This window comes from Streptomyces beihaiensis, assembly GCF_026274175.1.
In the GTDB taxonomy this organism is placed as follows: Bacteria; Actinomycetota; Actinomycetes; order Streptomycetales; family Streptomycetaceae; genus Streptomyces; species Streptomyces beihaiensis.
In genome coordinates this window covers 1-13856 of record NZ_JAPHNL010000321.1, presented here as the reverse complement: position 1 = coordinate 13856, position 13856 = coordinate 1, and the positions used below count along the sequence as shown (strand labels likewise).

10 protein-coding genes are annotated in these 13856 nt (G+C 69.4%); 2 read left to right on the top strand and 8 right to left on the bottom strand.

Features of this window, described 5'->3' with window-relative positions:
- Positions 1-85 precede the first annotated feature (85 nt).
- From OFY01_RS29055 to OFY01_RS29035, 5 genes are all read right to left on the bottom strand, one after another.
- Positions 86-1015 (bottom strand): anti-sigma factor family protein, encoded by a 930-nt coding sequence (locus OFY01_RS29055; RefSeq protein WP_266604916.1) that lies wholly within the window; start codon positions 1013-1015, stop codon positions 86-88.
- Positions 1012-1752, bottom strand: coding sequence for an RNA polymerase sigma factor SigM (gene sigM / locus OFY01_RS29050; protein WP_266604914.1), 741 nt, complete (start codon positions 1750-1752; stop codon positions 1012-1014). Before sigM ends, OFY01_RS29055 begins: the two co-directional genes overlap by 4 nt.
- 82 nt (positions 1753-1834) lie before the next feature.
- Entirely contained in the window at positions 1835-3550 is a 1716-nt protein-coding gene (locus OFY01_RS29045) for a protein kinase family protein (RefSeq protein ID WP_266604912.1), read from the bottom strand.
- 120 nt (positions 3551-3670) lie between these two features.
- Complete coding sequence (gene murJ, locus OFY01_RS29040; protein WP_266604910.1) at positions 3671-5944, bottom strand: murein biosynthesis integral membrane protein MurJ; 2274 nt, start codon at positions 5942-5944, stop codon at positions 3671-3673.
- A gap of 45 nt (positions 5945-5989) precedes the next feature.
- Positions 5990-8317, bottom strand: coding sequence for a DUF6049 family protein (locus OFY01_RS29035; RefSeq protein ID WP_266604909.1), 2328 nt, complete (start codon positions 8315-8317; stop codon positions 5990-5992).
- A gap of 206 nt (positions 8318-8523) precedes the next feature.
- On the opposite strand from OFY01_RS29035, the gene OFY01_RS29030 reads away from it, so the two are divergent.
- Complete coding sequence (locus tag OFY01_RS29030) at positions 8524-9996, top strand: CCA tRNA nucleotidyltransferase (protein WP_266604908.1); 1473 nt, start codon at positions 8524-8526, stop codon at positions 9994-9996.
- 84 nt (positions 9997-10080) lie between these two features.
- On the opposite strand, the gene OFY01_RS29025 is transcribed toward OFY01_RS29030, so the two are convergent.
- From OFY01_RS29025 to OFY01_RS29015, 3 genes are all read right to left on the bottom strand, one after another.
- Complete coding sequence (locus tag OFY01_RS29025) at positions 10081-11337, bottom strand: MFS transporter (protein ID WP_266604906.1); 1257 nt, start codon at positions 11335-11337, stop codon at positions 10081-10083.
- 143 nt (positions 11338-11480) lie between these two features.
- Complete coding sequence (locus tag OFY01_RS29020) at positions 11481-12563, bottom strand: inositol-3-phosphate synthase (RefSeq protein ID WP_266604904.1); 1083 nt, start codon at positions 12561-12563, stop codon at positions 11481-11483.
- A gap of 44 nt (positions 12564-12607) precedes the next feature.
- On the bottom strand, positions 12608-13288 hold the full coding sequence (locus tag OFY01_RS29015) for a PadR family transcriptional regulator (protein WP_266604902.1): 681 nt from the start codon (positions 13286-13288) through the stop codon (positions 12608-12610).
- 374 nt (positions 13289-13662) lie between these two features.
- Between OFY01_RS29015 and OFY01_RS29010 the strand changes: the two genes are divergently transcribed.
- A partial coding sequence (locus tag OFY01_RS29010) for a hypothetical protein (RefSeq protein ID WP_266604900.1) occupies positions 13663-13856 on the top strand: 194 nt, incomplete at its 3' end.

Here is a 13856-nt window from a genome sequence, read left to right as displayed (position 1 = left end):
ACGCATTCCCGACGTGTCCGGGCGCACGCCAGGCACGCGTCGGGAATGCGTTCGCAAGCAGCTCAGGCCGCACGGAAGCGGTCTGTCAGTCGCGGGCGTAGGAGTGGGTGTACAGCAGCGTGCCGGTCGACGTGCCCTGCTGGACGCAGGAGGCATCGACGACGAAGGCTGTGACGCGGTGGGCCGGATCGTCCTTGCCGGGCAGGACGACGAGGTAGGCGCGCTTGCCCTGGTACGTGCCCTGCTCCGCCGCGAGAGGAGCATCGGTGCGGCGGGTGCCCTGCTGGATGCAGGCGGGCACGGAGACCGCACGTTCCCGCATCGGGGATGCGGACCGGGGCATCCTGGGGCCGCCGTCCTCGGCGTCGAGGGACGGGTGCTTGGTGGCCGGTGCCAGGTCGGTCGTGTCGCTGGAGGCGAGGAGATCCGCCACCTTCGCTTTGAGCGTGCCGGTGGTGAACGTCGAGGCGGCCCGCGTGGTGGCTGGGGCTCGGCCCGCGGTCGAGGAATCACTGCCACCGGGTGCCAGCAGCACAGCGCCCAGAGCCAGGGCACCGCCCGTGATCCCCACGCCGACGAGAGCGCCGACGATGGTCCTTGCCCGCCGTCGGGGTGCGCGGGCCTTGCGCCCCGGGCCGGCGGCGGCAGGTGCGTGTCCGGCCGGACGGTCGGCAGTACGCGACGATGAGGCGGCGCCCGGCGTCGATGTTTCACGTGAAACAGACGCCGGTGCTTCGGGCTCGCTCTGTTCGCCGGGGGCCAGCGCGTCGAGGAAGGCTTCGGCGGCCAGGGCGGCGTCGATGCGGCGGGCGATGTCGTCCGGCATGCGGGGCGGGCCCGGCAGCGTGCCCAGACTGCTCCGGATCTCCGCGAGGGAGGCGTACACGTCGGCGCAGAGAGCGCAGCCGTCGAGGTGTTCCCTCACGGTGGAGGTGCGGGACGGGGAGAGCAGGCCCTCGGCGAGGTCGGAGAGCTCCTCGACCTCCGGGTGTTCTGCCATGTCGGTCGTGGTCACGCGCGTCCACCTCCGTCCCTCGCTGTAGCTGAATCATTCGGTCCGGTATCGCGCGGATCCCTGGCTCGTGGCGTCGTGGGCGGTGGATCCGCTGCCGGTGGGACGGATGGGCCCTGCGTACGGTTCCGCCTCTCGCCGGGGCCCGCGCCGTCGCCGGTGCGTTCCGGCCGTAGATGGGTGAGAATCGGCAGCAGTCTGGCTCTGCCACGTGCGCATCGGCTCTTGACCGTGCCGGTCGGCACACCCAGGATCCGGGCCGCTTCCGCGACGGGATAGCTCTGCATGTCCACCAGAACGAGCGCCGCTCGCTGGTCGGGAGGCAGTGTGCCGAGAGCCTCCAGCAGCTGTCGGTGCAGATCGTTGCGCTCCACCGGCGCCGAAGCGGACTCGTGTGGCTCCAGCAACTGCTCCAGGCGCTCGGTGTCGTCGACCGGGGAAGTCTTGCGGGAGGCCGCCTTGCGGGCGCGGTCGAGGCAGGCGTTCACCGTGATGCGGTGCAGCCACGTGGTGACGGCTGAGCGCCCCTTGAACGTGTGGGCGGCCCGGTAGGCGGAGACGAGGGCGTCCTGGACGGCGTCAGCGGCCTCTTCACGATCGCCGAGCGTCCGTAGCGCCACGGCCCAGAGCCGGTCGCGGTGCCGCCTCACGAGCTCACCGAAGGCGTCGGGGTCGCCATCCACATGGCAGGCGAGAAGGCGCTCGTCGCTCACGTCACCGTATCCGGCGCCCTCTGCCATTGGCCCTCCCGAGGGAAACTCTACGTACTCGCCTCTGAGAAGGCGACGCACATCGCGAGCTCCGGACCGGGCCGGCCCTCGGTCAGCCCTTGATCTCGACCTCCGAGATGCCACCGCGGAACAGGTTCGCGGACCCGTCTTCCGGCAGCTTCGTGATGTGGATGAGAACGTACCGCGTGCGGATCGGCTTCTTCAGTTGGACCTGGAGGCTCGATCCGGTCGGCGACAGCTCCGTCAACCGCCTGGAGAAATCGCTCAGGGACGACGGAGCCGAGCTGCCGGTGTCCGCCGCGAGTACCTCGGCGGTCTGCCCGCTCCGATACATGGAGACATCGATGCGGGACACGCTTTGCACGCTTCCGAGGTCCAGGATGAGTCCGCTGCCCTCCTTGCGCTGCGGCAGGTTCCCGAAGTTCGCGTATCCCCGGTACTGCGGAGTGATCCACGCGGTGTCCGCCTTGCCGTCGACGGCGAGTTGGACTTCCTTCTCCTGTATGCCGGACCCGCTCGGCGCGAACTCCCGCACGCTGTCGATCGGGATCTGCTTCAGGGGCGCGGCGGGCTTGTTGCCGTCGTTCGTCGTCTGCGTCTGGTTGCTGTCCTCGGACTTCGTGCCCCGGTCCATGAGAGCGTCCGCGAGCTGCCAACTGCCCAGACCCAAGGCGGCGATCAGGAGGGCCGAGACAGCCCACTTCAGGGCCTTGCCGGTACGGCTCTGCAGCGGTGGCGGCGGCGTGGCGACGGGCTGGGTGGCCGCGGGAACGGCCGCACGGCCGTACGTGCCCTGTTGGTAGGTGGTCTGCTGGTACTCCGGGGGCGCGGTGAAGGCGGGCTCCGGCGGACGGATCTTCGGCATGTCACCGATCGCCTTCACCAGGTCCTCGGGCGTGGTGCACGGGGGGTCCTGGCGGGACGCCGTCGCTCCGGCGTTGGCGAGCGCGCGCATGGCGAGTTCGGAGAGGCCGCGGTGCACGCCTGCCCGCACCTGGTCGGGTGCGATGAGACCCACCCCCTTGGGCAGCCCCGACAGCCCGTACGCGTCGTCCTCGTACGGCCAGCGCTGGGTCAAAGACGCGTACAGGAGTGCCCCGATCGCCTCGGTGTCGGTGCGCTGCGGCGTGTCGGAGGTGATCCCGCGCAGCGCCGCGTTGACGGCGAGGCCGCGGATGCGCCACTGGCCGGTCGAGGTGCGAAGGACGGCGCTGGGTGTGAGCCGCAGGTGGGCCAGGCCCTCGCGGTGCGCCGCGGCCATGGCGTGGGAGACCTGGTTGACCATCTGGTAGGCGTCGTGGGCTTCCAGGCTGCTCGCGGCGAGCAGGGCGGTCAACTCTGTGGCGTCGGGCAGCCACTCGTGGACGACGTAGACGAGATCGTTCTCCTCGACGGCATCCAGAACCTGCACGAAACGCGGGTCGCCGAGCAGCGCCGAGGAGCGCGCGGCCGCGAGCACCGAGCGGGCGCGCAGGTGGTCGGCGGGCAGCAGGTGCACGCCGACGGCGCGGCGCAGCTTCTCGTCCACCGCACGCCAACTGCTGAAACCGTCCAGACGGGTGACGCACTCCTCGAGCCGGTAGCGTCTGGCGAGCTTGTGGCCACTGTGCAGTTCGGGCGGCGTCGACGCGCCCGGGCTCAGATGCGTGCCGGTCTCCGCTGTCTCCGCCGGCTCCTCGCGTGCTGTCGTGTCCCGCTCCCCGGTCTGGGCCACCCCGTCGGCCGTGGCCTTGTCCGCCTTGGCGGTCGGCGGCTCATCGCCGCCGTTGTCGGCCACGTCGACGGCAGCCGTGCTCCGTTCCGCCACCGTCGTTCCTGCCTCCCCATCCGTTGCAATCACTCCGCCGCCACAGCCAATTGTGCCCACAGTCCGACGCTATGCACGACACACAGTGGCCGATGATGGTTGCACGGACTTCAGGTGGACTCAGCGGCCGAGGCGACCGCGGACCATTCCGACCAACGAGTTCAGTTCTTCGATGCGCATCTTGCGGGCCGCGACGTAGAAGACGGCCAATAGCGCCGCGCCGCCGACGACCAGTGCCGCGATCGATCCGGTCACGCCGTGGCCTAGCGTCTTCGTGAGCGCGTACCCGATTCCGCCGGCGATGACCGCGGCGGGCAGCGCGGCCATGCACAGGCGGGCGTAGGTGCGCACGACCTGCGCGCCGTCCAGGTCCCCGCCGAGCCGCTTGCGCAGCCGCCGCCAGGCGACACCGACACCGATCGCATAGGCGAGGCCGTAGGCGAAGGCCATGCCGACGACCGCCCACTGGGCGGGCAGTACCAGGTAGCACAGGCCCGCGGCGGCGGCGTTGACGGCGGCCACGATGACCGTGTTGTAGAAGGGCGTGCGGGTGTCCTCGTACGCGTAGAAGCCGCGGAGGACGACGTACTGCACGGAGTACGGGATGAGGCCGAGGCCGAACGCCATGAGGATGTAGCCCATGGACAGCGCGGCCCGGGGGCCGCTGGAGCCGAACAGCAGGGTGCACATCGGGATGCCGAGCGCCACGAACATGAATGCCACCGGGACGATCGCCACGGCCGAGGTGCGCAGACCGGAGGAGATGTCGTCGCGGACCGCGCCCGGGTCGCCGTCGTGGGCGGCGCGGGAGATGCGCGGGAGCATCGCGGCCATGACGGAGACGGTGATGATGGCCTGCGGCATGGCCCAGATCAGCTGGGCGTTCTGGTAGCCCATGATGCCTGTGCCCTTGACGGGGGACGCGTCCCCGGCGGCGGTGGCGAGCTGAGTGACGATGATCAGCCCCGCCTGGTTGGCCAGGACGAAGAGCATGGTCCACTTGGCGAGCTTGACGGCCTTGCCCAGGCCGTGGCCCCGCCAGTCGAAGCGGAGCCGGAAGCGGAAACCGGTCTCGCGCAGGTAGGGGATCATCGCCAGCGCCTGCACGGTCAGGCCGAGCAGGGTGCCGATGCCGAGGAGCCGGACGCCTTCCGGCGGAATGTTGGTGACCTGCATGTGGGAATGGGCCGCAGTGCCGTAGACCCAGATGAACAGGCCGAACGTGAAGATCATGACGATGTTGTTCAGGACCGGGGTCCACATCATCGCGCCGAACTTCCCGCGCGCGTTCAGGATCTGGCCCATGACCACGTGCACACCCATGAAGAAGATCGTGGGCAGGCAGTAGCGGGCGAGGGTGACGCCGACGTTGTCGGCGGCCTGGTTGCTGGAGACCGTGTCCGACATCAGGTTCACCAGCAGTGGGGCGGCGAACACGATGAGCGCGACGATCGCCGCGAGCGCCACCATGACCAGGGTGAGCAGACGGTTGGCGTATGCCTCGCCGCCGTCGTCGTCCTCCTTCATGGCGCGCACCAGCTGCGGCACGAAGACCGAGTTCAGGCCGCCGCCGACGGTCAGGATGTAGATCATCGTCGGCAGCGTGTACGCGACGCTCCAGGTGTCGCCGAGCAGTCCGGCGCCCAGTGCCGCCGTGATCACCACGGTGCGGACGAATCCGGTGAGGCGGGAGACGAGCGTGCCGGCGGCCATCACCGCACTCGACTTCATGAGGCTTGAGGCGCGGCCGCCCTTCCTCGGCGCGGGGGTGGGCACGGGGGCGGCAGGCGGCGGCGGGGGAGGGGGCGCCTGCGGTGGGAACGCCGTGGGGCCCGCGGCGGGCGCCGGGTAGCCGGTCTGGTCGGCCGGGGCAGCCGGGGCGCGGCCGCCGCCGTAGCCGGGCTGCTGGTCGCGGAAGAGGTGGGCGAAGGCGTCCGGCTCCTGCTGCTCCTCGGCGGCCTGTGTGACCAGGTCGTCGACGCCGACGAACTGGGTCGTGCGGGCGTCGTCGCCGTACGGAAGGTATTGAGTGGGGCCCTCCGGCTCCGGTGCGGGCGTCTGCGCCCACACACGCGGATCGGGCTGAGACTGCTGGGGGGGCGGCGGTGCGTACAGGGGCGGCTGCGCCTGGTACGTGCCCGGGGGCGGCGGGGGGTGCGCGGCTCGGTCGTACAGCGCCTCGGTCACCGGGTCCTGTGCCGCCAGGTCGTTGGACCGGTAGGGATCCTGGGCGTACGCGTCCTGCAGGTAGGCGTCCTGCGGGTACGCGTCGGGCGCGGGGTGCGGTGGCGGGACCTGCCCGTCGGGCCCCGGGGAGCCGGGGTACGGGTAGCCGTCACCCGCGCCGGAGCCGCCTTGGCCCTGGCCACGGTCACCGTTGTACGGCGCGTTCATGGTTACCCCACCTCATCGTCCCCGGCCGGCCGGCCACGACATCGCTCAACGCTCCACTCTCTCACTCGTGCCCGACGGGGCGGCGCTTTGCGCAGAGGTGTCAGCCGTCGGGTCACCCGCCTGCTTCGGAACGTCCACCTGCGCGGTGGGCTCCGGCGCGGCGGCCTGCACGGTGCCGGTGTCGTCCTGCGGGCCTGCGGTGTCCCGCGCCGCGGCGGCGCGCTTGCGCTGGGTGTACATGCGGAATCCGGCAAGGACGAGCAGGAGGACGCCACCGGCGACGACGAGCATCACGGTCGGCGTGATCTCGGTGACATCGACTTTGAACGCGACCGCCTTGCCGTAGGGCTGCCCGTCCTCGGTGAAGAGCTGGGCGCGGACGATGACGGGACCGGTGGCCTTGGCGGAGGTGGTGAACTTCACGGACTGGCTGTGCCCGCTGACGATCTTCACCGGCTGGTCCTGGTACGGGCCGCCGCCGATCTTCAGGCGGGTGCCGTTGTTCGACGTGAGCCGCAGCACCAGGTGGTCGACGTCCTGCCAGAGGTTGTTCTGCACCGACACCGGGATGGTGGCGCTGCGCCCGGAGAGCTTCACCTCGGACTTGTCGATGAGCGCCACTTGCTCGGTGAGGCCGGACAGATAGCCGGACACGCCGTCCCGGAACTCCCGGGCAGTCTTGGCATCGCCGCGCCACGACGTCGACAGCTCACGGTCCATCGCTCGTCCGAAGGGGGTGACCACGCGCGACGGCGAGGTGAGGACGCGCATGAAGGTCTCCAGGCCACGCTGGGTGTCCTGGATCTGCGTGTACGCCGAGCGGTGCAGTTCATGGCGGCGCAGGGACGACGGATAGGCGTGTGCCGACGGGACACGCGTGGCCGCGCCCGGGTCAGGCTTGGCCGAGGCGGCGGCGGAGAGAGTCTGGGCCCGCGACCAGGTGCCGCCCTGGAGCGCGTGCACGGCTGTGGCCAGTGCCTGGGCCTGGCTGACGGACGGCATGCGCTGCGGGGCCACGACGATGTGGCGCTCTCGGGTGGTCTGCCGGTTGAGCGCCAGGCTCTGGGCGAGGAACCTCTGTACGGCGAGCGTGCTGTTCTCGGCCCGGGTCATGTCGCCGTCGAACGCGGTGGACAGGCGTGCGTCGGCGACGACAGCCGTCGTGCCGCCACCGATGGGGCGGGCTGCGGACGGCGTGTACGGGAGGTTGCCGGTCTCCCGGAAGGTGTCGCTGCGCGCGATGATCTTGCTGGCGCCCGCGGATGTGGCGACCTTGACGATGTCCGGGTCGAGCGCGCCTTCGGCGGGCCAGGCATAGGACGTGTCCGCCTTCGCGTGGAGGATCGTGTCCACGGTCGGCGTGGCGGCGTCGGTGGCGTCCTTGAGGTGCGCGAGGGAGCCGGCGACCTTCGTGCCGCTGTGGGCGAGCGAGGCCAGGTCGGGATCGGCGTACGGCAGTGTGACGACCTTCTGGCCCCGCACGGCCCTCTGTAGTTTGTTCAGCCATTCCTTGGCGACGGCCTGGTGCTTGCCCGGGGTGAGGCTTCCGTCCTTGCCCTTGACCTTGTACGCCTCTGTCATCGCGTCGACCGACGCCAGCAGGTCGGGGTCGACCACCCACGTGACGTCGAGGTCTCGGCCGAGGTCCAGCATCTGCTGGAGGCGGCCGCCCGGACCGATCTCCTCGGCGAGGTTGTCGTTGTCGAAGACGGGCGTCTGCTGCTCGCCGGTGCCCGTTTCGGCGGTGAGCGCCGTGCGGGAGATCAGCGGCCACAGGACCGTCGTCCGTGTTTTGGTGTCGGCCCCGTCCGGTTGCCAGGGCAGGAACGTCCGCTGGATTCCGAGTGTGTGCTGGTACTGCTGGGCGGCCGTCTGCCCCATGAGGCCGACGCCGAGCTCGTAGACGCCGTCGGCGCCGAGGTGCAGCGCCTTGACCGGAACGGAGAGCGTGAAGTTCTGTGGGACGCCGGGGGTGAGCTTGGCGAACTTCTCGGCGTACTTGCTCGCCACTTCGGTGCCGTCCGGGGCACCGCCGGAGCTGTTTCGTGCTGCCGTGTCGATGGCCGACCGGCTGGTGTAGGAGACGCCGACCCGCAGACCCACGTGGGCGTCGGTGACGGTCTGGTGGCCCTTGTTGGTGACCGTACCGGTGATCTTGATGGTGTCGCTGTCGCGGGGGACGTTCGGTGAGAGCGAGTTCACGTCGACTTCCACCGTGCTCGTGCCGGTGGCTGCCGCGTCGGCCGGGTACGCGCCCGTGAGCAATGGCAGTGTCGCCAGAAGCGGCGCTGTGGCGAGCAGAGCCCCCGTGCGCCGCAGCAACCGGCGGGCAGGTGAGGGACTCGCCCCTGGAAGGTCTGCCGCCTGGGCCACGCGCTCGTCCGTTCCTCGTCGTCGTCAGTGGTCGCAGATGTGTCCACGCATGGTAACGAGGAGCTCTGTGACCGAGTGCCGCGGTCCGCTCCACTTGATCGTGGAGACAGGGTAGAGGTGCTGCGCCCGTGTGTGTTCCGTATGGAGGGGGACGGCCCCGCGCACGGTTCGGTTCCGGCGGCCCGGGCCACGTACCCTGTCCTGTTGTGCCGAACGCCCATGAAGACAATTCCAGTGACCTGAGCCAGGTGCAGCGACGCGCGGTGAGCGAGCTGCTGCGGGTCTCGCCCGTCGCGGACGACCTCGCGCGCCGATTCCAGGAGGCCGGGTTCTCTCTCGCCCTGGTCGGAGGGTCTGTGCGGGACGCACTGCTCGGCCGACTCGGTAACGATCTCGACTTCACCACCGACGCCAGGCCCGATGACGTCCTGAAGATCGTCCGCCCGTGGGCCGACGCGGTGTGGGAGGTCGGGATCGCGTTCGGCACGGTCGGCTGCCAGAAGCACGGCCGCAGCGGCGACACGGAGCAGACCTTCCAGATCGAGATCACCACCTACCGCTCCGAGGCGTACGACCGCACGTCGCGCAAGCCGGAGGTGGCCTACGGGCACTCGATCGAGGAGGACCTCGTCCGCCGCGACTTCACCGTCAACGCGATGGCTGTGGCGCTGCCGGAGAAGGACTTCATCGACCCGCACGGGGGCCTGGAGGACCTGTCGGCGCGTGTTCTGCGCACACCGGGCACGCCCGAGGACTCCTTCTCGGACGACCCGCTGCGCATGATGCGGGCGGCCCGGTTCGCCGCTCAGCTCGACTTCGACGTGGCGCCCGAGGTCATCGAGGCGATGACGTCGATGGCCGGGCGTATCGAGATCGTCTCGGCGGAGCGGGTCAGGGACGAGCTGAACAAGCTGATCCTGTCCACTCACCCGCGCAAGGGGCTGACTCTTCTGGTCGACACCGGCCTCGCCGACCACGTCCTGCCCGAGCTGCCCGCGCTGCGCCTGGAGCGTGACGAGCACCATCGGCACAAGGATGTCTACGACCACACCTTGATCGTTCTTGAGCAGGCGATGGCACTGGAGACGGACGGCCCCGATCTGACGCTGCGGCTGTCGGCGCTGCTGCACGACATCGGCAAGCCCCGCACGCGCCGCTTCGAGAAGGACGGTCGGGTCTCCTTCCACCACCACGAGGTGGTCGGCGCGAAGATGACGAAGAAGCGCATGGCCGCCCTCAAGTACTCGAACGAGCTCGTGAAGGACGTCTCCCGCCTCGTCGAGCTGCACCTGCGCTTCCACGGGTACGGCAACGGCGAGTGGACGGACTCGGCGGTGCGCCGTTATGTACGTGACGCCGGACCGCTCCTCGATCGTCTGCACAAACTGACTCGCTCGGACTGCACCACCCGGAACAAGCGGAAGGCGAACGCGCTGTCCCGGGCCTACGACGGGCTTGAGGAGCGCATCGCGCAGCTTCAGGAGCGGGAACAGCTCGACTCGATCCGCCCGGACCTCGACGGCAACCAGATTATGGAGATCCTGGGTGTCGGGCCCGGCCCGGTGATCGGCCAGGCATACAAGTTCTTGCTCGAACTGCGCCTGGAGAACGGGCCGATGGGGCACGACGCGGCGGTGGCGGCTCTCAAGGAGTGGTGGGCCGAGCGGGCTCAGGAATAAGGGCTCGGCGGTGACGGAGGACGACGTCGGGGTGCTTGTTTCACGTGAAACAAGCACCCCGACGTCGTACCAGCGCTCGGTGTTTCACGTGAAACGTCGGCGGCGCATCGCCAGGGCCACCATGGCGTAGACGGCCGCCACAAGGATCACGAGCGGTACCGACCGGCCGTCCGGCGGCAGCATCAGCGCCGCCACTCCGGCCGCGCCGACGAAAGAGACGTTGAAGAGGACGTCGTAGACAGAGAAGATCCGGCCGCGAAAGCCGTCCTCGACGGACGACTGCACGACGGTGTCGGTGGAGATCTTGGCGCCTTGTGTGGTCAGCCCGAGGACGAACGCGGCCACCAGCATCGGTCCCGGTTCGAAGGGGAGCCCCAGCGCGGGTTCGAGCAGCGCGGCGACGGCGGCACAGACCACGATCCAGCCGTCAGGGCCGAACCGTCCCGCGGCCGCTGGCGTCACCACGGCCGCGGCGAAGAATCCGGCGCCGGAGATGCCCACAGCGAGGCCGAGCAAGGCGAGCCCCCGGGACTCGGAGGACGACCAGGCGTAGCGACAGAGCATGAGCACCATGACGAGCAGAGCTCCGTAGCAGAACCGCATGAGTGTCATGGCGCCGAGTGCGCGGGCGGCGCGCGGTCGGGAGGCGAGATGCCGCACTCCGGAGAGCAGGCCGCGCACGGTTCCTGCCACAGCGGAACGCAGCTCGGGGCGGGCCAGCTTGGGGTCCGGTCCCAGCAGTTGTACGTCCAAGCGGAGCGCCGAGAGTGAGGCGCACAGATAGACGATCGCGCCGAGGAGTACGACCGTCGCGTCCGAGTCCGAGCCGACCAGGCGTACGACGAAGGCGAGTCCGCCGCCCGCGGTCGCGGCGAGCGTTCCCGCGGTGGGTGAGAGGGAGTTGGCGATGACCAGCCGGTCCGTGTCGACGACGCGGGGCAGCGCGGCCGACAGCCCGGCCAGAACGAAGCGATTGACCGCGGTGACGCAGAGCGCCGAGACGTAGAAGAGCCACTTCGGAACGTCGGTCACCATGAGCACGGCCGTGCCGGAGGCGAGGAGCGCCCGGAGGAGATTTCCGTAGACGAAGACCTGCCGACGGCGCCAGTGATCCAGCAGCACACCCGCGAACGGGCCCACGAGCGAGTACGGAAGCAGCAGCACTGCCATGGCCGTGGCAACCGCTGCGGGGGAGGTCTGGTTCTCCGGGGAGAACACGACGTACGTGGCGAGTGCGACCTGGTACACGCCGTCCGCCCCCTGCGAGAGCAGCCGTACCGCGAGCAGGCGCCGGAAGTCGCGTAGACGCAGAAGGACGCGCAGGTCACGGACGACAGCCATGGGCCACAGCCTCACATATGCGACGGGCCCCTCGGTCGCACGACGTGTGCGTTCCGAGGGGCCTCGACCGGTCCGGCGGCGAGCTGTGTTTCACGTGAAACACGGTCTCGGGGGCAGGCGCGCGGCGCGCGCCCGGTCTCCGGTCAGCGCTCGACTTCGCCCTTGATGAACTTCTCGACGTTGTCGAAGGCCTCGTCGTCGAAGTACTGCACCGGCGGGGACTTCATGAAGTACGAGGAGGCGGAGAGGATCGGACCGCCGATGCCGCGGTCCTTGGCGATCTTCGCGGCGCGCAGGGCGTCGATGATGACACCCGCGGAGTTCGGGGAGTCCCAGACCTCGAGCTTGTACTCCAGGTTCAGCGGAACCTCACCGAAGGCGCGGCCCTCAAGGCGGACGTACGCCCACTTGCGGTCGTCGAGCCACGCGACGTAGTCGGACGGGCCGATGTGGACGTTCTTCTCGCCCAGCTCGCGGTCACGGATCTGGGAGGTGACGGCCTGCGTCTTGGAGATCTTCTTCGACTCGAGGCGGTCGCGCTCAAGCATGTTCTTGAAGTCCATGTTGCCGCCGACGTTGAGCTGCATGGTGCGCTCGAGACGGACACCGCGGTCCTCGAACAGCTTGGCCATCACGCGGTGGGTGATGGTGGCGCCGACCTGGGACTTGATGTCGTCGCCGACGATCGGGACGCCCGCCTCGGTGAACTTGTCCGCCCACTCCTTGGTACCGGCGATGAAGACCGGAAGAGCGTTGACGAACGCGACCTTGGCGTCGATGGCGCACTGCGCGTAGAACTTGGCGGCGTCCTCGGAGCCCACGGGCAGGTAGCAGACGAGAACGTCGACCTGCTTGTCCTTGAGGACCTGGACGACGTCGACGGGCGCCTCGGAGGACTCCTCGATCGTCTCGCGGTAGTACTTGCCCAGGCCGTCGAGGGTGTGGCCGCGCTGGACCTGGACGCCCTTGTTCGGGACGTCGCAGATCTTGATGGTGTTGTTCTCGGAGGCGCCGATGGCGTCCGCGAGGTCGAGGCCGACCTTCTTCGCGTCGACGTCGAAGGCGGCGACGAACTCGACGTCGCCGACGTGGTAGTCGCCGAACTGGACGTGCATCAGGCCGGGGACCTTGGCCTCCGGCGACGCGTCCTTGTAGAACTCGACGCCCTGGACCAGCGAGGCGGCGCAGTTGCCCACGCCGACGATGGCTACGCGAACCGAACCCATTCCGGTTGCTCCCTGTGTGTACTCGGTGAAGCCCTGACCGGGCCTCACGTGGCGGTGTCGTCGGACGGATCCGGCCGGGTGCTGTCCCGGTTCCGGGGCAGGCCGCCCGTCTCTCCAGATGTGTCCTGCTGAGCCGCGCCCTCCGGGTCGGGCCGCCGTTGGTCACGGCCCGCTCGCTCACTCTCGATGAGCTCGTTCAGCCAGCGCACTTCGCGCTCCACGGACTCCATGCCGTGCCGCTGCAGCTCCAGCGTGTAGTCGTCGAGGCGCTCCCGGGTGCGGGCGAAGGAGAGGCGCATCTTCTCGAGGCGCTCCTCCAGGCGGCTGCGACGGCCCTCGAGGACGCGCATTCGCACGTCGCGCGATGTCTGTCCGAAGAAGGCGAAGCGCGCGGCGAAGTGCTCGTCCTCGTACGCATCGGGACCGGTCTGCGAGAGCAGGTCCTCGAAGTGCTCCTTACCTTCGGCCGTCAACCGATAGACGATCTTGGCGCGACGGCCCGAGAGCGGGGCGGCGGGGGCGCCGGCGGGGCCGGCGCTCGATTCCTCGATCAGCCAGCCGTTGGTGACCAGCGTCTTGAGGCAGGGGTACAGCGTTCCGTAGCTGAAAGCACGGAACACCCCAAGTGATGTGTTGAGTCGTTTGCGCAGCTCATAGCCGTGCATCGGGGACTCGCGGAGCAGTCCGAGTACGGCGAACTCAAGGATGCCGGACCGCCGGCTCATGGTCGCCTCCTCACTGTCGCGAGTCCGTGTATCGACTCTTTATGTCGTGCTGATGTATCGGCTCGATACATCTCGACGATAGAACGACCCTCCGGATGCGACAAGAGGAGAGATCGTGAACGGCGTCACATCACCGATTCGTAGGAAACAAGTTGCCTGTTTTGGGGTGAACTTCGGCCCTAGGCGGGTTTTGACGGTGCGTAGTCTGTCGGTCATGCAGACCGCCGGGAACCAAGTGACGTCCGTGGACGTCGTGGTCCCTGGTGCAGTGCGGATGAAGACCGAGGGGGACGGATCCGCACGTCGGGGGGACCGGAAACCTGCCGCCGTTTCCAGGCGCGCGAGGCCGCGCCTGCCCGAGGAGTAGTCGTTCGATGAGCGAGCACCGTCGCAAGCCGCCGCAGGGCGGCGGGCGTGCCGCCGCACGCCGCGGAGCGTCCGGATCACCGGGCCGCCGCGCGGCACCGCGAGGCACCACCGCGTCGCCCTCAGAATCCCGCGGCGCCCCGAGAGGTCAGGGCTCGTACGGTGAGGAGGACCGCCAGTGGGGCGGCCGGGCGGAGGCCCG